The sequence below is a fragment of the Mycobacterium sp. IDUB_39 genome (genome assembly GCF_055419205.1).
Genome location: NZ_JBVAXF010000003.1, coordinates 532,359 through 551,008 on the forward strand (window position 1 = coordinate 532,359; position 18,650 = coordinate 551,008).

Consider the following 18,650-nt stretch of genomic DNA (forward strand, 5'->3'; position numbering starts at 1 on the left):
AGCCGACAACTATGATCGTCGATCTGCCGGACACCAGCACCGATGTCATCAACAAGAAGATCGTCGCACTGCGCGAGGAAGGCGGCGCGATAACCCTCGGCCGCGTTCTGACTCTGGTGATTGCCCCCGATACCGAAGCGCTGCTGGAGGAATCGATCGAGGCCGCGAACGCCGCCAGCCGCGAACACCCCTGCCGGGTCATCGTCGTCGTCCCGGGTGACCGGCTCGCCTCCGATGCCCGCCTGGACGCGCAGCTGCGTGTCGGACGTGACGCCGGCGCCAACGAGGTCGTGGTGCTTCGACTCTCCGGTCCCCTGGCCGGTCATTCCAGCAGCGTGGTGACGCCGTTCCTGCTGCCCGACACCCCAGTGGTCACCTGGTGGCCGGATATCGCGCCGAAGGTCCCCGCTCAGGACCCGTTGGGCAAGCTGGCCATTCGTCGGATCACCGATGCCACCAATGGTGCCGATCCGTTACGAGCGATCAAGGGCAGGGCGAAGGGTTACACCGCCGGTGACACCGATCTGTCCTGGAGCAGAGTCACCTACTGGCGCGCGCTTCTCGCCTCAACCCTGGATCAGGGACCGTTCGAACCCGTGACATCAGTTGTGGTGTCTGGGCTCAAGGATGAACCTGCGCTGGACATCCTGGCAGGCTGGCTGGCCAGCCGGCTCGACTGCCCCGTGACACGCGCCGTCGGTGATCTGAAGGTTGAACTACGCAGGTCCAACGAGACCATCACGCTGAGTCGTCCACAGGAGGACGTCACCGCGTCGCTGACCCGTACGGGAAAGCCCGACGCACTGGTCCCGTTGGCGCGCAGGGAGACTCGCGACTGCCTGGCCGAGGATATGCGCCGCCTCGACGCCGACGAGACCTACTACGCCGCACTTCAAGGCATCGACAAGGTTCAATATGTCTGAGATCGTCATCGAGAAGTACGCCGACGCCGACGCTTTGGTCACCGCCGCGGGTGACCGCCTGGTGGGGGCGATCACGTCGGCGATCGAGGCACGCGGCGCGGCCTACGTGGTCCTGACCGGAGGCGGCACCGGCGTCAAACTGCTCAAGCACGTCGGCAACAACGACGATGACATCGACTGGTCCAAGGTGCACCTGTTCTGGGGTGACGAACGCTACGTGCCCGCAGCCGATGACGACCGCAACGACAAGCAGGCGCGCGAGGCACTGCTCGACCACATCGACATTCCGGCGTCCAACGTGCATGCGATGCCCGCCAGCGACGGTGAGTTCGGCGATGACATCGACGCAGCGGCACTGGCCTACGAGCAGGTGCTGGCCGCCAATGCACCGGACGGCGGACCGACACCGAGTTTTGACGTGCACCTGCTCGGCATGGGCGGTGAGGGACACATCAACTCGTTGTTCCCGCACTCCGCCGCCGTCCGCGAGACCACCCGCCTGGTCGTCGGCGTGACCGACTCCCCCAAACCGCCGCCCCGGCGGATCACCCTGACGCTGCCCGCGGTTGCGCGGTCACGGCAGGTGTGGCTGGTGGTGGCGGGCGCCGAAAAGGCCGATGCCGTCGCCGCCGCGGTGAATGGTGCGGCACCCGTGGACATCCCGGGCGCGGGCGGTGTCGGACGGGATTTGACGGTATGGCTCCTCGACGAAGCCGCAGCGGCCAAACTCTCGCCCACGCATACTGAACACCATGGCTGACACCTCTGGTCGCACACCGCGCCCCCGCACCGGACGCGAACGCATCAAGACACTGACCCAGGCCGCGCTCAACGCCGATGTCACCGTGGAACAGGTAGACACGGTTCTCGGGGACCTTGGCGACGCCCTGTCAGACCTGGGCAACTCGACGGTTGCCCTCGACGCCACCCTGGCCCGGTTCAACGAAACCATCACGCGCATCGATGAACTGGCGCCGCGTCTGATCGGTGTGGTGGAGCGTTTGGAGGCCATCGTCGATCGCGTCGAACGCATCGTCGGGCTCGGCGAGTCAGTGATGGCCCCGTGGGCCGCGACCGAGAATGCGGTGCGCGGCGCGGTGAACGCGGTGCGCAAGAGCACCGGCCTCTAGCCGGTGCCTGCGCCGCAGGACACTCTGCCCACTGCCGTGGGCGTCGGCCTCCCGTGGGATGTCGCCGTCGTCGATGCCGTCGCCGCGATCGCCGAGGCCCGTGCCCGCCACGGCGACTCCTTCGTCGTGGTGAGCGGCGGCAATCACATCCTGTTCACCTTCTCCCCGACCGGTGTCGAATCGTTCTACGCACTGCTCGAGGAGACAGCCAGCAAGGGCGTGGCCGACTACCTCATGCTGCGGCGCAAGCTGCCCGACGAGATCTTCGCCGGCCGCCGCACACTGCCCGGATCGCTGTTCCGGCGTGATGACGTGACGTCCTATCTGACCAATCTCGAGCACGCACTGGCCGCGACCGATGCCGAGTTGGGCGATCGCGGGTCGGTGGATCTGTTCGCTCTCACCCGCAGACTCGGGCACCGGGTGGGTTTGGCGTCGTGGGGTGCGCCGGGCTGCGCGGACGGCGACGCGTTTGAACGCCTGGTCTGCGCCTTCGACACACTCGACGGGTCAGACGCGTTCGTCCACCCGGATGCGATGGCCGAGGTCGCGGCATCGCAGATGTCCGCTGAACGCGCGGCACTCGACGATATCGCCGATGTGATCGCAACGGCACTGGACCACAGCGATTCCGGGTCCGACGGCGCGCTGTTCGACCGGATCGTGCAGGCCTGGTCCGATGAGTCGCACGACGTGCGACACCGCGGTATTGCGATGGATGTCGCGTTGATTCACATCGCGTCGATGTCGAATCTGATGGCCGCCCTCGGCTGGGCGATCGTCGATCTCATCGAGCACCCCGACAGCCTGTGCGAGGTCATCGCGGGCGACCGTGAGCTGGCCCAGCGCTGCGCGCTGGAGAGCACCCGGATGGCGCAGCGTTCGATAATGTCGCGTGCCACAGTGGCTCCCGTGACGTTCGACACCGGCGACGGCGTCGTGGAGGTGCCCGCGGGGTGGACGATCGCGACACTGCTGCCACTGCTGAACACCTCGGCCGCGCCGGGGCTGGACTCGTGGGACCCCGACCATTGGCATCGTCACCGTCTGGCCGACACCACCGCGCTTGCCTCGCCCATGCTCGTGACCGCCTTCGGCCACGGTAGGCACACCTGCCCCGCGCAGCCGTTCTCGCTGTCCGCGATGAGCGCCGCCATGATCCATCTACTCGGCCGGTACCGGTTCGTGCCGGGCTGGCGGACACACCCGCGTCCCGTGCCGGCGCAGATCGGTGGTGTGGCCCGCGCGGCCGACGCGTGCCCTGTCGACTATGAGCTGGCCTGAGCGCATGGGCATGCTCGACGTCGGTGACGGCCAGCAGATCTACTGGGAGGTCGGCGACAACCCGGACGGCATACCGGTGGTGTGTGTGCACGGCGGACCGGGCGGTGGCGGAAGTCGCGGCAGCCGGAAACTGTTTGACCCCTTGGTGTTCCGTCCGGTGATATTTGACCAGCGCGGATGCGGCGAGAGCCTGCCGAACGCCGCCGATCCCTCGGTGAGCCTGGCCGAGAACTCCACGTGGCACCTCGTCGAGGATATGGAGCGGCTACGCGAACACATCGGTGTCGACCGATGGATGGTGTACGGCGGATCCTGGGGAGCCACACTGGCCCTCGCCTACGCGCAGCGTTACCCCGAGCGCGTCCTCGGCATCCTTCTGGTCGCTGTGACGACGTCGTCCCCGGCCGAGATCGAGTGGCTCTACGGTGGCGCGGCGCGGTTCCGGCCCGCCGAGTGGGACGCGTTCCGCCGCGGATCGGGCATCACTGCTGCCGAACCCGACATCTACGACCTCATCACCGCCTATCTCGACCTGGTGAGCAGCCCCGAGGAAGCGGTGCGCGAACGCGCGGCACGCGACTGGTGTGCGTGGGAGGACTCCCTCATCGCCCACGAATCCGATGGGCGGCCAGGCAGCTACGGGCAACGAATGGGGCCGGACCGCATTGCGTTCGTGCGATTGTGCGCGCACTACTTCGGCAACCGGGCGTGGCTGCGGCCCGATCAGCTGATCGACGAGGCACACCGAATCGCCCACATCCCCGCCGAACTCGTCCATGGTCGCCACGATCTGAGCTGCCCGCCCGACACCGCCTGGCGACTGGCTCGGGCGTGGCCGGCCGCGAACCTGCAGATCGTCGAGGACTCCGGGCACACCGGTTCACCGGCATTCGTTCAGGCGCTGCAGAGCGCGATCGACCGACTGGTGTCGTGCGGCAGGTGGAGTCCCGCGTCCCACGGCGATCAAGACGCGCGGGGTTAGTTCGTTGGTGGTGGGGGTTGTGGTTGGAAGGGTTGGTACCACCACCAATCGGCGCGTTCTCCGGTCGACCAGCGCCGGAATCGACTTCGCACCGGTGGACCCGCACAACCCGTCACGGTCCAACTCCGCCACGATCTCCACCACACGACTGTCGATGGCGTTGCGCTGACCGGACAGTTCGGCCAACTCCTCGAACAACACCTCGACACGCTCATCGGGACGCACCTCAGCGGCCAAAGAGGCTGCGGCTGAAGACATAACACCATTGTCACAGCGAGGTACGACAAATTCTGGTCCCACATAACCCAGCGGCCCAACATCCCGTCAGCGGCAGCTGGCCACTGCGAAGCGTGGCTGAGGCTATCCGCTGTTCCGCAGCGCGGTCGCCAACCCGCTCATGGTGAGCAGGATGCCGCGCTGCACCAATTCCTCGGCGTCGCCCGCGCGGAAGCGGCGCAACAGTTCGACCTGCAGGTGATTGAGTGGTTCCAGGTAGGGGAACCGGTTGAACACTGAGCGCGCGAGCGCCGGGTTGTCGGCGAGCAAGTCGTCGTGGCCGGTGATCAGCTGGTGCATGCGCAGGGTGCGGCGGTACTCGTCGACGATCTTGTCGAAGACCCTGTGCCGCAACGCCTCATCGTCAACCAGTTCGGAGTAGCGCGCCGCCAGACCCATATCGGCCTTGGCCATCACCTGGGCCATGTTGGACAGCACGGTGCGGAAGAACGGCCAGCGTGCGTACAGGCTCTGAAGCACCTCGAGGCGACCGTCACCAGCGGCGATCCACTCCTCGAACGCGGTACCCGTGCCGTACCAGCCAGGCAGCATCACCCGCGACTGGCTCCAGGCCAGCACCCAAGGGATGGCACGCAGGTCGGAGATCGCCGTGGTGGGCTTGCGGGAGGCGGGTCTGCTCCCGATGTTGAGCGCACCGATCTCACTGACCGGCGTGGACTCCTTGAAGTACTCGACGAAACCCGGTGTCTCGTGGACCAGTTCGGAGTAGGCCCGCTGTGCTCGAGCGGCCAGATCGTCGAGCACCTCATACGCGGGTTCGGCCTCGTCTCCGAGGCCCTCGACGTCGAGCAGTGTCGATTCGAGTGTCGCAGCCAGAAGCGTCTCGAGGTTGCGGTGCGCGGCGCGCGGCTCGGCGTACTTGGCCGCGATGACCTCGCCCTGCTCGGTGATCCTCAGCGAACCCTGCACCGCTCCGGGCGGCTGCGCGAGGATCGCGTCGTAGCTGGGACCACCTCCGCGACCCACGGTTCCGCCGCGGCCGTGGAAGAGCCGCAACCGAATCCCGGTCTTGCGGGCCGACTCCACCAGATCCAGCTCGGCGCGGTAGAGCGCCCAGTTCGCCGCGAGGTAGCCGCCGTCCTTGTTCGAGTCGGAGTAGCCGAGCATCACCTCCTGGTGCTCCCCGCGGGCGTGCACCAGCGCGCGATAGAGCGGGAGGTCGAGGGCGGCTTCGAGTATCGACGAGCCGCGCTGCAGATCGTCGATGGTCTCGAACAGCGGCACGATGCCGACGGGGCTGTACGGGCTCTCGCCCGACGCGTCGAGCAGGCCTGCCTCCTTCAACAGGATCGCCGCCTCGAGCATGTCCGACACCGACTGACACATCGAGATGATGTAGTTCGGCACCGCCTTGGGCCCGAACACCCGCACCGCCCGGCTCGCGGCCGCCACGATGTCGAGTTCCTTGCGGGCGAGCTCCGAGAGCTCAGCGCCTGCGCCGACGAGCGGTCTGCGGGTGGCGAGTTCGTCGACCAGCACCTCGATGCGCTGCTGCTCGGGCAGCGACCCGTAGTCGGCGTGCACCCCCGCCCAGGCCAGCAGTTCGGCGACGACCTCCTCGTGCACGTCGGAGTTCTGCCGCATGTCGAGGCCGGACAGGTGAAAGCCGAAGACCCGCACGGCCTCCCGCAGCCGGGCCAGCCGATCGTCGGCCAGCAGCACGCTGCCGTTGGACCGCAGTGAGCTGTCCACGACGTCGAGATCGGCCAGGAACTCCCCCGGCGTCTCGTATCGCGGCACGTCGAGAGCCAGGAGACGCTCCGGTTGGCGGTCGAGGATCTCCGCGGCCGTCGCGGTGAGCCGGCCATGGATCACCCGGAGGGCTCGCCGGTAGGGCTCGTCGGCCCGCGCCGGTTCGGCGCACGCGTCGGCCAGGGCAGCCAGTTCGTCGCTGATCGACACCAGCCGCACCGACATCGACAGCTCCTCCTCCAGCGAGGTGAGCTCGTCGAAGTAGTGCGCCAGCGCCGTGTGGGCCGCGCTGCTGGTGGCCAGTCGCACCACCTCGGCGGTGACGTTCGGATTGCCGTCGCGGTCACCGCCGATCCAGGACCCCGGCCTCAGGATCGGCTCGTCCAGGATGTGCGCATCGGGCCAGCGCGCCTGCAGCGCGGCGCGCACCTCGGCGTTGACCGCAGGGATGACCTCGAAGAAGGCTGCCGGGTAGTACCGCAGGCCCGTCTCGATCTCATCCTGGATCTTCAGACGCGACAACCGGATCAGCGCCGTCTGCCACAACACCAGAATGTTGCGGCGAAGCTCGAGTTCGATGCTGCGACCGTCGTCGGTATGGGTGTGGCCCTTGGCGTGCAGACGCATCAGCTCGGTGACGCGGTGCTGGGTGTCGAAAACGGTGCGGCGGCGCGTCTCGGTGGGATGCGCGGTGATCACGGGTGACACCAGTGCACCGGTGAGCGCGTCGGCGACGGTAGCGGCATCCAGCTCGGCCGACTCCAGCTTCAGATACGTCGCCGCCAGGCTGCTGTTCTGCGGCGGTTCGCCCGCCGCGACGTGGACCGCCCGCCGACGTTCGCGGTGGATGTCCTCGGCGACGTTGGCGAGCAGGGCGAAGTGCGTGAAGGCACGGATGACGGGGATGGCCTGGTGGATGTCGATGTCGTCGAACAGACCCGCCAGTTCGCTGCGGTCGATCTCGGACCGGCGAACCCGGAACGACTCCACCCGGGCGCGCTCGATGAGGTCGAACACGGCTTCGCCACTCTGGTCGCGGACGGTGTCGCCCAGGATCGTGCCCAGTAGCCGAATGTCCTCCCGCATCGGCTCGGTGGCCTCACGACCGACCTGGGTGCGACGTACCGAGCCGATGGGTTCGAGACTGATGTCCGCGCCGTCTGCCATGCGTCCAGTATCGGTGTGCGCGGAACCCGTCGCAGGGCGAGGGTCCACGGCGCCTGGCAGTTACCTGTGAATGTGCTGTGAGCTGCGACGATGAGCAGTCACGCCCGGCGGTCGCGCCCGATTGACAGCAGACACTTTGACAGGCTAGATAGATGACGCGCGACGGCGCACCGTGTGTGACGCGTCGGCCTCCTCCGGCCCACGGAGGACGGCCTGATCAAGGGGGCAAGCGAGTGGACGTCGAGTCGAGTCCAGGGCATTCGAAGGCAGCGCATTCGAAGCCCGAGCGACCGAGGATCGCGCGGGCCATTCACCTCCTGGCAGTCCCCATCGTGCTCGGCTGGCTGGCACTGACGGTCTTCACCAACGTCGCCGTACCTTCCCTTGAGGAGGTCGGCCAGGCGCACACGGTGTCCATGAACGCCAAGGACGCACCGTCGATGGTGTCGATGAAGCAGATCGGCAGCAACTTCGAGGAGTTCGACTCCGACAGCAGCGCGATGATCATCCTGGAGGGCGAACAGCCGCTGGGGGCCGATGCCCATCGCTTCTACGACGAGCTGATCAAGAAGCTCCAGGACGACACGGTTCACGTGGAGCACGTCGCGGACTTCTGGAGTGATCCGCTGACGGCATCGGGCTCGCAGAGCAATGACTCAAAGTCCGCGTACGTCCAGATCTACCTGCGCGGCAACATGGGCGAGACACTGTCCAACGAATCGGTCGACGCCGTCCGCGCCATCGTTGACGAGACACCTGCGCCGCCTGGCATCAAGGCGTACGTCACCGGAGGCGCGGCGCTGACAGCGGATCAACACCATGCCGGTGACAAGAGCATGATCAAGGTCACCGTCATCACCCTCGTCGTGATCGCCGGCATGCTCCTTGTCGTCTACCGATCCTTCGCCACCATGATCCTGGTGCTGCTGATGGTGTTCGTCGAGCTCGGGGCCGCCCGTGGCATCGTCGCGTTCCTCAGCTACTACGAGATCATTGGGCTCTCGACGTTCGCGACAAGCCTGTTGACACTCATGGTCATCGCGGCGGGAACCGACTACGCCATCTTCGCCATCGGCCGATATCAGGAGGCGCGCGGCGCGGGTGAGGACCGAGAGTCCGCCTTCTACACCATGTTCGGCGGCACCGCTCACGTCGTACTGGGGTCAGGCCTGACCATCGCCGGCGCCATGCTGTGCCTGTCCTTCACCCGACTGCCGTACTTCCAGACCATGGGCGTGCCGTGCGCGGTGGGCACGTTCGTCGCCGTCATCGCCGCGCTGACCCTGGGGCCCGCGGTGATCCTGCTGGGCGGACGCTTCGGCCTCTTCGAACCCAAGCGCAGCATCCGATCGCGCGGCTGGCGCCGGGTGGGCACCGTCGTCGTGCGGTGGCCCGGCCCAATTCTGGTCGGGACCATCGCCCTGGCTCTGGTCGGCCTGCTCACGCTCCCCGGCTACGCGACCAACTATGACAACCGCGTCTACGTGCCCGCTGACATGCCGGCCAACCTCGGCTACGCCGTCGCGGACCGGCACTTCGACACCGCCCGGATGAATCCGGAACTGCTGATGGTCCAGAGCGATCACGATCTGCGGAACTCCACCGACTTCCTCGTCATCGACAAGATCGCCAAGACGATCTTCAAGACTCAGGGCATCGCGCGGGTCCAGACCATCACCCGGCCCGAGGGTAAGCCGATCGAGCACACCACGATCCCGTTCATGCTGAGCATGCAGGGCACCACACAGACGCTGAACGACAAGTACACCCAGGACCGCAACGCCGACATGCTGGTTCAAGCCGACGAGATGCAGCGAAACGTCGACACCATGGAGAAGATGTCGAGCCTGATGACCCAGATGGCCGACGTCACACACCAGATGGTGGTTCAGACCAAGAACATGACGATCGACGTCGCCGAAATGCGCGACAGCATCTCCAATCTCGACGACTTCTTCCGGCCGATCCGCAACTACTTCTACTGGGAAGCGCACTGCTACGACATCCCCGGCTGCTGGGCCATCCGATCGGTCTTCGACACCCTCGACGGCATCAACACCCTGACCGATGACATTCAGCAGTTGCTGCCCGAACTGGAACGCCTCGATTCGCTGATGCCTCAACTGGTCACGCTGCTGCCCCAGCAGATCGAGACCATGAGGTCGATGAAGGACATGATGCTGCGGCAGTACGCCACGCAGCAGGGCCAGCAGCTTCGGCAGCAGGAGGCCTCGGAGAACTCGACCGCGATGGGCGACGCCTTCGATCACGCCCGCAACGACGACTCGTTCTACCTACCGCCGGAGATCTTCGACAACGAGGACTTCAAGCGCGGCATCAAGAACTTCATCTCACCTGACGGCAAGTCGGTCCGGTTCATCATCAGCCACGAGGGCGACCCTGCGACCTCCGAGGGAATCTCGCACGTCGACAAGATCAGGACCGCGGCCAAGGAGGCCATCAAGGGCACCCCACTGGAGGGCTCCACGATCTATCTGGCCGGCACCGCCGCCACCTACAAGGACATGCGGGACGGCGCGCACTACGACCTGCTGATCGCCGGAATCGCTGCGGTGACACTGATCTTCATCATCATGCTGGTCATCACGCGCAGTGTGGTCGCATCGGCCACGATCGTCGGCACGGTGCTGCTGTCCCTCGGCGCGTCGTTCGGCCTGTCAGTGCTCCTCTGGCAGCACCTCATCGGCCTGGAACTGCACTGGATGGTGCTGCCGATGTCAGTCATCCTGCTTCTGGCGGTGGGTTCCGACTACAACCTGTTGCTTGTCTCGCGGCTCAAGGAGGAGTTGCCCGGTGGCCTGAAGACCGGCATCATCCGCGCGATGGAGGGCACCGGCTCGGTCGTCACCTCGGCTGGCCTCGTCTTCGCAGCCACGATGGCCACCTTCGCCTTCAGCGATCTGAAGGTCATGGCTCAGGTCGGCACCACCATTGCGCTGGGACTGCTGTTCGACACGCTTATCGTGCGATCGTTCATGACCCCGGCCATCGCGTCGCTAATGGGGCGCTGGTTCTGGTGGCCGCAGATCGTCAGGACCCGCCTGCACCGCGGGTGGCCCAAGGTCACCGATCCGGACCGGGACTCCGATCCGGACAAGGACGCCACTCCCGTCACCGCAGGGGTGTGACGGGGCCGCACGGGCCCGACACCGAATTCTGTTGCGCGAAGCGAGGTTTTATGGCCTCTGCGGCGGCCCGATAGCGTCGGATGCATGGAGCGAAGTTTTCAGTCGGCCGAAGATCTCGCGGCGGCATTGCGTGCCGGTGAGGTGACATCGGTGGAACTGACCGATGAGGCGATCGCCCGCATCGAGCGGAACGACAACGCGATCAACGCGATCTGCGTGCCGGACTTTGATCGTGCGCGGGTCGCCGCACGCGGCGCCGACCAGGCGCGCGCCCGCGGCGAGGATCGGCCGCTGCTCGGTATCCCGGTGACGGTCAAGGAGTCCTACAACATCGCCGGGCTGCCCACGACCTGGGGCATGCCGCTGCACAGGGACTACATGCCAGCCGAGGACGCAGTACAGGTGGCGCGGCTCAAGGCTACTGGCGCGGTGGTGCTCGGTAAGACCAACGTGCCGTTCATGCTGCAAGACCTGCAGAGCTTCAATGCCATCTACGGCACCACCAACAACCCGTGGGATCACGATCGCACGGCCGGCGGATCATCCGGTGGATCAGCGGCTGCCCTGGCGTCCGGGTTCGGCGCGCTATCCATCGGCTCGGACATGGCCGGTTCACTGCGCACCCCCGCGCATTTCTGCGGCATCTACGCACACAAGCCCACACTCGGGCTGGTAGCCGACCGCGGCATGGTCCCGCCGCCCGCACCGGCATTGCCCGCCGTCGGCGACCTCGCCGTCGTCGGTCCGATGGCACGCACCGCCCGCGACCTCGCGCTGCTGTTGGATGTGATGGCTGGACCCGACCCGCTGACACTGGGTGTTGCGTTCGACGTGGCTCTGCCGCCGGCGCGCCACGCACGGCTCTGCGACTTCCGTGTCCTGGTGCTCGACGAGCATCCGCTCATCGCGACCGGGTCCGCTGTGCGGGTGGCGGTGAATCGGGTCGCCGACGCGCTTGTCGACGGCGGCGCGACGGTCGAACGGCACAGTTCGCTGCTACCTGACCTGGTCGAAGCCGCCACGCTCTACATCGAGCTACTGACGTCGTATGCCGCCGCGAGTTATCCCGTGGAGAAGTACGAACAGCTGCGGACCGACGCCGCTGGACTGGACACGGACGAACGGGGATTCGACACGGCGTGGTTGCGCGGCCCGGTGTTCAGCCACCGCGACTGGATCGAGGCGAACAACCGTCGCGAACTCCACCGCCACCGCTGGCGCCAGCTCTTCGCCCAGTTCGATGCCGTGGTGTGCCCCATAACGCCCACTCCCGCGTTCCCCCACGACCACGAACACAACCTGGCGGAACGGCACATCGACATCGACGGCGTCGAGTACCCATTCGCCGACCAATTCGTCTGGGCCGGTCTGGCGACTATGCCCGGCCTGCCCGCCACCGCCATACCAGCGGGACGCTCACCCGAGGGCCTACCGGTGGGAGTTCAGCTCATCGGCCCGATGTTCGAGGACCGCACCCCACTGCGGCTGGCCGAACTACTCGAACAGAGCATCGGCGGCTTCCACCCACCGAAAGAGGGTGCACCAGCGGCCGCGGTCAGTACAGCTAGACGCCGTACTTGATCTGCAGTCCGACGCCGATGATCGACACCAGCCAGATGCCGGTGACGAAGTAGGTCAACCGGTCCAGGTTCTTCTCGACAACGGTCGAGCCCGAGAGGCTGGACTGCACGCCGCCACCGAACAGGGTCGACAGGCCGCCACCCTTGGCACGGTGCAGTAACACCAGCAACACCACCAACAGGCTGGTGACGACGAGGGTGATCTGCAGAGCCAGGAACATGGCGACCAGAGTACAGTCCTGGCGCCGTCAGCCGGAAACCGCCTCGCCTACCGCAGGACCGAGTCCGAGGCGGCAGCCGCAGGTCAGGGCAGAGGTCCGCCCGCGGCGATCGCGGACAGGATCGCGAACTGCTCGCCGTCGAGTGACGCCCCGCCGACCAGGGCACCGTCGACGTCACCCTGGGCGACGATCTCGCCCACGTTCTTGGCGCTGACTGACCCGCCGTACAGGACCCGCACCGTTGCCGCGATATCGGCCGAGGCCAGTTCAGCGAGTTCGGTCCGGATCGCCGCACACACCTCCTGCGCGTCGGCTGCACTGGCCACCCGGCCGGTGCCAATCGCCCACACCGGCTCGTAGGCGATGACCACCGAGGCGATCTGCTGGGCCGACAGGCCCGCCAGCGAGCCCTTGAGCTGGCGCACGTTGTAGGCAACGTGGTCACCGGCCTCGCGGATCTCCAGGCCCTCCCCGATGCAGACGATCGGGGTCAAACCGTGCTTGAGCGCCGCGGCGGCCTTGGCGGCCACCAGCGCGTCGTCCTCGTTGTGATACGTCCGACGCTCGGAGTGCCCGACGACGGCGAAGGTGCACCCGAGCTTGGCCAGGAACGCACCGCTGATCTCGCCGGTGTATGCGCCGGAGTCGTGCTGCGACACGTCCTGCGCACCGTAGGTGAGCCGCAGCTTGTCGCCGTCAACCAGCGTCTGAACGCTGCGCAGATCGGTGAACGGCGGAATGACGGTGACATCGACCTTGTCGAAGTACTTGTCCGGCAACGAGAATGCGATCTTCTGTACCAGTGCGATGGCCTCGAAATGATTGAGGTTCATCTTCCAGTTGCCGGCGATCAGCGGCTTGCGGCTCACGTGTGACTCCTCGTTGGTCTGTACTACTGAAGGACGTCGGTGCTACTGAAGGACGTCTGCCTTACTGAAGGACGTCGATACCGGGCAGGTCCTTGCCCTCAAGGTATTCCAGGGATGCGCCGCCACCGGTCGAGATGTGCGAGAAGCCGTCCTCGGGAAGACCGAGTTGGCGCACCGCGGCGGCTGAGTCGCCACCGCCGACGACGCTGAACGCGCCCTTGCCGGTGGCGGTGATAATGGCCTCCGCGACACCCTTGGTGCCGGCGGCGAAGGCCGGGAACTCGAACACACCCATCGGCCCGTTCCAGAACACCGTCCTGGCATTCGACAGCAGCGCGGTGAATCGCTTTACGGACTCCGGGCCGATGTCCAGTCCCATCCTGCCCTCGGGGATCTGATCGGCGGCGACCGTCTCCGCCGGTGAATCGGCGGCGAAGCGCTCGGCGACGACGATGTCCACCGGCAGGTGAATGACATCGCCGTACTCCTCGAGGAGCTTGCGACAGGTGTCGATCATCTCCTCCTGCAGCAGCGAGGTCCCCACCGAGACACCCTGTGCCGCAAGGAATGTGAAGCACATTCCGCCGCCGATGACGATGCTGTCGGCCTTGGTGGCCAGGTTCTCGATGACGGCCAGCTTGTCGGACACCTTCGAGCCACCCAGCACCACGGCATAGGGACGTTCCGTCGAACTGGTCAGCTGCTCGAGCACCTTCACCTCGGTGGCCACCAGCGTGCCCGCGTAGTGCGGCAGCAGCGTCGCGACGTCATACACCGACGCCTGCTTGCGGTGCACCACACCGAAGCCGTCGGAGACGAAGGCACCGTCATCACCGACGAGTTCGACGAGCGCCTTGGCCAGCGCGAGTCGCTCAGCGTCGTCCTTGCTGGTCTCCCGCGGGTCGAAGCGGATGTTCTCCAGCAGGAGGACGTCACCGTCGGTCAGCCCCTCGGCCCGGGCCAGCGCGTCGGTGCCGACCACATCACCGGCCAGCTGCACGTGCCTGCCCAGGTGTTCGCCGAGCGCCGCCGCGACCGGGGCCAGCGAGAACTTCGGATCCGGCCCGCCCTTCGGACGACCGAGGTGGGCGGTGACCACGACCTTGGCGCCGGCGTCGGCGAGTGCCTTCAGCGTCGGCGCCGAGGCGATGATCCGCCCCGGATCCGTGATGGCGCCAGTGTCGTCGAGCGGGACGTTGAGGTCGGAGCGCACCAGCACGCCCCGACCCTCGACGCCCTCGGCCAGCAAATCGTCAAGCGTCTTGACGGCCATTCGAGTGCCTGTCCTCCCGTTGCTTCGCTCGTCCTAGAGCGACTTGCCGACCAGCGCGACCAGATCGACGAGACGGTTGGAGTAGCCCCACTCGTTGTCGTACCAGGACACGACCTTCGCCTGGTTGTCGATCACCTTGGTCAGGCCCGAGTCGAAGATCGAGCTGTGCGGGTCGGTGACGATATCGCTCGAGACGATCGGCGCGTCGTAGTACTTCAGGATGCCCTTGAGCTTGCCCTCGGCGGCGGCCTTCATCGCGGCGTTGATGTCCGCGGCGCTGGCCGACTTCGCGAGTTCGGCGGTCAGGTCGGTGACCGAACCCGTGGGGATCGGCACCCGCAGCGCGTAGCCGTCGAGCTTGCCCTTCAGCTCCGGGAGCACCAGGCCGATGGCCTTGGCGGCGCCCGTGGAGGTCGGCACGATGTTCAGCGCGGCGGCGCGCGCACGGCGCAGGTCGCTGTGCGGACCGTCCTGCAGGTTCTGATCCTGGGTGTAGGCGTGGATCGTGGTCATGAGGCCCTTGACGATGCCGAACTCGTCGTTGAGCACCTTGGCCAGCGGGCCGAGGCAGTTCGTGGTGCACGACGCGTTGGAGATGATGTTCTGGCTGCCGTCGTACTTGTCGTCGTTCACGCCGAGAACGATCGTGATGTCCTCATCGCTCGCAGGCGCGGAGATGATGACCTTCTTGGCGCCCGCGTCCAGGTGACCCTGGGCCTTGTCGCGCTTGGTGAAGATGCCGGTGGACTCGATGACGACGTCGACGCCGAGGTCGCCCCAGGGCAGCGCCGCCGGGCCTTCCCTGACCTCGAGTGCCTTGATCTTGGTGTCGCCGACGACGATGGTGTCCTCGCCCTCGAGGCTGACGTCGTACGGCAGCCGGCCCAGGATCGAGTCGAACTTCAGCAGGTGAGCGAGCGTCGCGTTGTCGGTGAGGTCGTTGACCGCGATGATCTCGATGTCGGTGTTGGCACCCGCGGCCTTCTGCGCGTCGAGTGCCCGGAAGAAGTTCCGTCCAATGCGACCGAAGCCGTTAACGCCTACGCGGATGGTCACGCATGTCTCCTTAGTCGGTGATGAACTGCCCGCGAACAGCCTAGTAGCGAACGGATGAGTCCGTGCAGGCTGGTCAGTTCAGGCGCCGAACGGTCAGGCGTCGTCGAGCAGATCCGCGGTGACCGCGGACTCCGTGTCGGGAATCCCATCCTGTTTGGCCTTGCGGTCGGCCATCGACAACAGTCGTCGAATCCGACCGGCCACAGCGTCTTTCGTCATCGGCGGTTCGGCCAGTCGGCCCAGCTCCTCCAGCGAGGCCTGGCGATGCTCAACGCGCAGCCTGCCGGCGGCAGACAGATGATCCGGCACGGTGTCGCCAAGGATGTGCAGTGCCCGCTCGACCCGTGCGGCGGCAGCCACCGCCGCACGCGCAGAGCGCCGCAGGTTGGCGTCGTCGAAGTTGGCGAGTCGGTTGGCCGTGGCCCGAACCTCGCGCCGCATCCGGCGCTCCTCCCAGGTCAACCGCGTGTCCTGGGCACCCATCCGGGTCAGCAGCGCTCCGATCGCCTCACCGTCGCGCACCACCACTCGGTCGGCTCCGCGTACCTCACGCGCCTTTGCGCCCACACCCAGACGCCGCGCCGCACCGACAAGCGCCAACGCCGCCTCCGGCCCCGGGCAGCTGATCTCCAGCGCCGACGAACGGCCCGGCTCGGTGAGGGACCCATGCGCCAAAAACGCACCACGCCAGGCGGCTTCGGCGTCACCGACGCTGCCACCCACCACCTGAGCGGGTAGTCCGCGAACGGGGCGCCCGCGCAGATCCAGCAGGCCCGTCTGGCGGGCCAGGGCCTCACCGTCCTGCGCCACGCGCACGACGTAGCGCGTGCTCTTGCGGAGGCCCGAGGCCGACAGCACGTGCACGACGGCGTTGTACCCGTACAGGTCGTGGATGTCCTTGCGCAGCCGACGGGCGATGATGCCGAGATCGACCTCGGCCTCCACCACCACACGGCCGGCGACGATGTGCAATCCCCCGGCGAAGCGCAGTAGCGACGCCACCTCGGCGCGTCGCGCGGTCACCGAAGTGATCACCAGCCGACTCAGTTCGTCCTTGACCTCGGCAGTCATCGCCACGAAAATGTCACCTCTCGTCGACCGGCCAGGCGGCGGGTGTAGGAATCGTTTGATCCTGCTGTGTGCGGATGGACTCGCTCCCCCGTAGTCTCACCCGCTCCAGAGCCGCTGCCAGTCTCGCAGGGTCATGTAATGGTGTACCAGGTCGGGACACCTCGGCAAACTCGACTGCGGCGTCTAGTATCGCGGCAGTTCGCCTGAGCTGTTCGCGCTCCCGCTCGCTGGGCACGCTCGCGGCGTCGACCACGATGTCGTGCACGGTGAAACCGGGCGCATGCTGGGCCAATACGTGCAGGTGGCGCTCGGCGGAGAAGCCGGCGGTCTCCCCCGGTTCCGACACCAGATTGAGCACCAGGGCGCGCCGTGCCGTGGTGGCCTGCAACGCGGCGACGAGCTGCGGCACCAGCACGTGCGGTATGACGCTGGTGAACCACGAACCCGGGCCCAGCACCACGAGGTCGGCGGCCATGATCGCGTCGACGGCCTGCCGGGTTGCCGGCGGATTGCCCGGGTGCAACCGGACGCGCCGCACCTTGCCGACGGTGGTGGCCACGGCGACCTGCCCGCGGATCACCCGGCTCATCCGCGGGTCCGCGTCCAGCCCGGCAACGTCAGCCTCGATCTGCAGTGCGATGGGACACATCGGCAGGACCCGGCCCTTGAGGCCCAGGACCCGGCCGAGTTCGTCGAGAGCGGCCACCGGGTCGGCCAGCACCTCGTTGAGTCCGGCCAGGATCAGATTGCCGATCGGGTGGCCCGCCAACGCGCCGCTGCCGCCGAAGCGGTGTTGCAGGATGGTCGCCCACAGCTGACCGTGCGGGCTGTCGGATGCCAACGCCGCCAGTGCCATTCGCAGATCGCCCGGTGGTATCACGTCGAGTTCGCTGCGAAGCCGCCCCGAGGATCCACCGTCGTCTGCCACCGTGACCACCGCTGTGACGTGTGGGGTGAGGCGCCGCGCCGCAGACAGCGTGGCGTACAGCCCGTGCCCACCCCCGAGGGCAACGATGCGTGAACTCATTCGCGCCCCAGATCTCGGTGCAGCACTCGCGCGGTGACGTGGTCGCCACGCTCCAGACGCGCAGCGAGGGCCTCCGCGATGGCCACACTGCGGTGCTTGCCACCAGTGCATCCGATGGCGACCGTCATGTACCGCTTCCCCTCCCGGCGATAGCCGTCGATCACGACCTCCAGCAGCCGATGGTAGGTGTCGAGGAACTCACCCGCTCCCGGTTGACCCAGGACGTAGTCCCGCACGGCCGGGTGCTGCCCGGTGTGCGGCCGCAGGTTGTCGACCCAGTGCGGATTGGGCAGGAAGCGAACGTCCATCACCGTGTCGGCGTCCATCGGCAGGCCGTACTTGTAGCCGAACGACTCGACCGTGACGCTGGTGTCCGCGATGGCCTCGCCGCCGAAGGCGCGTTCAACGCTGGCGCGCAGATCATGTACCGACAGTTTCGACGTGTCGATGATCAGGTCCGCCGCCGCGCGTATCGGTTCGAGCATCGTTCGCTCGGCGCTGATGCCCTCGGCCAGCGTATGTGCGCCCTGCAGCGGGTGGCTGCGCCGGTTCTGCTCATACCGGCGCACCAGGATGTCGTCGGAGGCCTCGAGGAACAGCACCCGCGGGGTGATGCTGCGCGTGGCGAGTTCGTTGCGGACCCAGTCCAAGTCGCCGGTGAAGCCTCGAGACCGAACGTCCATCACCACCGCGAGACGCGTGATCCGCGAGCCCGCTGCCAAGCCCAGCTCGACCATCTGCGCGATGAGTTCGGGCGGGAGGTTGTCGGCCACGTACCAGCCGAGGTCCTCGAGCACCTTCGCGGCGGTTCCGCGGCCTGCTCCGGACAACCCGGTGACGAGGACGACGTCGATGCCACCCTCGGAATGTTCGGCCGCCCCCTGCTCACTGACACCGCCGTCCCGCACGTTCTCGCCCATCTCCTGACC

15 protein-coding genes and 1 pseudogene are annotated in these 18,650 nt (G+C 66.9%); 7 read left to right on the top strand and 9 right to left on the bottom strand.

Annotated features, from left to right (window positions below; genetic code table 11):
* Positions 1-11: 11 nt before the first annotated feature.
* The 5 genes from opcA to pip are packed head-to-tail and all read left to right on the top strand — an operon-like array spanning position 12 to position 4,319.
* Positions 12-923 (top strand): glucose-6-phosphate dehydrogenase assembly protein OpcA, encoded by a 912-nt coding sequence (gene opcA / locus ACZY0X_RS14480; protein WP_463771333.1) that lies wholly within the window; start codon positions 12-14, stop codon positions 921-923.
* Positions 916-1,683, top strand: coding sequence for a 6-phosphogluconolactonase (gene pgl / locus ACZY0X_RS14485; protein ID WP_463771335.1), 768 nt, complete (start codon positions 916-918; stop codon positions 1,681-1,683). The genes opcA and pgl overlap by 8 nt, the downstream gene beginning before the upstream one ends.
* Positions 1,676-2,053, top strand: coding sequence for an ATPase (locus tag ACZY0X_RS14490; protein ID WP_463771337.1), 378 nt, complete (start codon positions 1,676-1,678; stop codon positions 2,051-2,053). Before pgl ends, ACZY0X_RS14490 begins: the two co-directional genes overlap by 8 nt.
* A 3-nt stretch (positions 2,054-2,056) precedes the next feature.
* Entirely contained in the window at positions 2,057-3,337 is a 1,281-nt protein-coding gene (locus ACZY0X_RS14495) for a cytochrome P450 (protein WP_463771339.1), read from the top strand.
* Positions 3,324-4,319 carry a prolyl aminopeptidase gene (pip, locus tag ACZY0X_RS14500; protein WP_463771341.1) on the top strand — a complete coding sequence of 332 codons (996 nt, stop codon included), beginning with the start codon at positions 3,324-3,326 and terminating at the stop codon, positions 4,317-4,319. Before ACZY0X_RS14495 ends, pip begins: the two co-directional genes overlap by 14 nt.
* Positions 4,320-4,385: 66 nt before the next feature.
* Here pip and ACZY0X_RS14505 read toward each other — a convergent pair.
* Both ACZY0X_RS14505 and ppc read right to left on the bottom strand, forming a co-directional pair.
* A pseudogene (locus tag ACZY0X_RS14505) lies at positions 4,386-4,577 on the bottom strand (hypothetical protein); the annotation flags it as partial.
* Positions 4,578-4,679: 102 nt separating this feature from the next.
* Entirely contained in the window at positions 4,680-7,475 is a 2,796-nt protein-coding gene (ppc, locus tag ACZY0X_RS14510; protein ID WP_463771342.1) for a phosphoenolpyruvate carboxylase, read from the bottom strand.
* 233 nt (positions 7,476-7,708) lie between these two features.
* Between ppc and ACZY0X_RS14515 the strand changes: the two genes are divergently transcribed.
* Together ACZY0X_RS14515 and ACZY0X_RS14520 are read left to right on the top strand one after the other, a co-directional pair.
* Positions 7,709-10,624 (top strand): MMPL/RND family transporter, encoded by a 2,916-nt coding sequence (locus tag ACZY0X_RS14515; protein WP_463771343.1) that lies wholly within the window; start codon positions 7,709-7,711, stop codon positions 10,622-10,624.
* An 84-nt stretch (positions 10,625-10,708) separates the two neighbouring features.
* On the top strand, positions 10,709-12,205 hold the full coding sequence (locus ACZY0X_RS14520; RefSeq protein ID WP_463771344.1) for an amidase: 1,497 nt from the start codon (positions 10,709-10,711) through the stop codon (positions 12,203-12,205).
* Here the strand turns inward: ACZY0X_RS14520 and secG are convergent.
* From secG to rapZ, 7 genes are all read right to left on the bottom strand, one after another.
* Positions 12,189-12,425, bottom strand: coding sequence for a preprotein translocase subunit SecG (secG, locus tag ACZY0X_RS14525; protein WP_241399166.1), 237 nt, complete (start codon positions 12,423-12,425; stop codon positions 12,189-12,191). The genes ACZY0X_RS14520 and secG overlap by 17 nt on opposite strands.
* 83 nt (positions 12,426-12,508) lie before the next feature.
* A complete protein-coding gene (tpiA, locus tag ACZY0X_RS14530; RefSeq protein ID WP_463771346.1) occupies positions 12,509-13,294 on the bottom strand; it encodes a triose-phosphate isomerase in 786 nt (261 codons plus the stop codon).
* Positions 13,295-13,355: 61 nt separating this feature from the next.
* Positions 13,356-14,567 (bottom strand): phosphoglycerate kinase, encoded by a 1,212-nt coding sequence (locus tag ACZY0X_RS14535; RefSeq protein ID WP_463771347.1) that lies wholly within the window; start codon positions 14,565-14,567, stop codon positions 13,356-13,358.
* Positions 14,568-14,600: 33 nt separating this feature from the next.
* Positions 14,601-15,623 (bottom strand): type I glyceraldehyde-3-phosphate dehydrogenase, encoded by a 1,023-nt coding sequence (gene gap, locus ACZY0X_RS14540; protein WP_463771348.1) that lies wholly within the window; start codon positions 15,621-15,623, stop codon positions 14,601-14,603.
* Positions 15,624-15,716: 93 nt separating this feature from the next.
* On the bottom strand, positions 15,717-16,694 hold the full coding sequence (gene whiA, locus ACZY0X_RS14545; RefSeq protein ID WP_241405683.1) for a DNA-binding protein WhiA: 978 nt from the start codon (positions 16,692-16,694) through the stop codon (positions 15,717-15,719).
* Positions 16,695-16,707: 13 nt separating this feature from the next.
* Positions 16,708-17,721 carry a gluconeogenesis factor YvcK family protein gene (locus ACZY0X_RS14550; protein WP_463771349.1) on the bottom strand — a complete coding sequence of 338 codons (1,014 nt, stop codon included), beginning with the start codon at positions 17,719-17,721 and terminating at the stop codon, positions 16,708-16,710.
* A complete protein-coding gene (gene rapZ / locus ACZY0X_RS14555) occupies positions 17,718-18,641 on the bottom strand; it encodes an RNase adapter RapZ (RefSeq protein WP_463771600.1) in 924 nt (307 codons plus the stop codon). Before rapZ ends, ACZY0X_RS14550 begins: the two co-directional genes overlap by 4 nt.
* Positions 18,642-18,650 lie beyond the last annotated feature (9 nt).

Coding starts and splice junctions, on each gene's coding strand:
- opcA (WP_463771333.1), top strand. CDS start 12: ATGATCGTCGATCTGCCGGACACCAGCACCGATGTCATCAACAAGAAG.
- pgl (WP_463771335.1), top strand. CDS start 916: ATGTCTGAGATCGTCATCGAGAAGTACGCCGACGCCGACGCTTTGGTC.
- ACZY0X_RS14490 (WP_463771337.1), top strand. CDS start 1,676: ATGGCTGACACCTCTGGTCGCACACCGCGCCCCCGCACCGGACGCGAA.
- pip (WP_463771341.1), top strand. CDS start 3,324: ATGAGCTGGCCTGAGCGCATGGGCATGCTCGACGTCGGTGACGGCCAG.
- ppc (WP_463771342.1), bottom strand. CDS start 7,475: ATGGCAGACGGCGCGGACATCAGTCTCGAACCCATCGGCTCGGTACGT.
- ACZY0X_RS14520 (WP_463771344.1), top strand. CDS start 10,709: ATGGAGCGAAGTTTTCAGTCGGCCGAAGATCTCGCGGCGGCATTGCGT.
- secG (WP_241399166.1), bottom strand. CDS start 12,425: ATGTTCCTGGCTCTGCAGATCACCCTCGTCGTCACCAGCCTGTTGGTG.
- ACZY0X_RS14535 (WP_463771347.1), bottom strand. CDS start 14,567: ATGGCCGTCAAGACGCTTGACGATTTGCTGGCCGAGGGCGTCGAGGGT.
- whiA (WP_241405683.1), bottom strand. CDS start 16,694: ATGACTGCCGAGGTCAAGGACGAACTGAGTCGGCTGGTGATCACTTCG.
- ACZY0X_RS14550 (WP_463771349.1), bottom strand. CDS start 17,721: ATGAGTTCACGCATCGTTGCCCTCGGGGGTGGGCACGGGCTGTACGCC.
- rapZ (WP_463771600.1), bottom strand. CDS start 18,641: ATGGGCGAGAACGTGCGGGACGGCGGTGTCAGTGAGCAGGGGGCGGCC.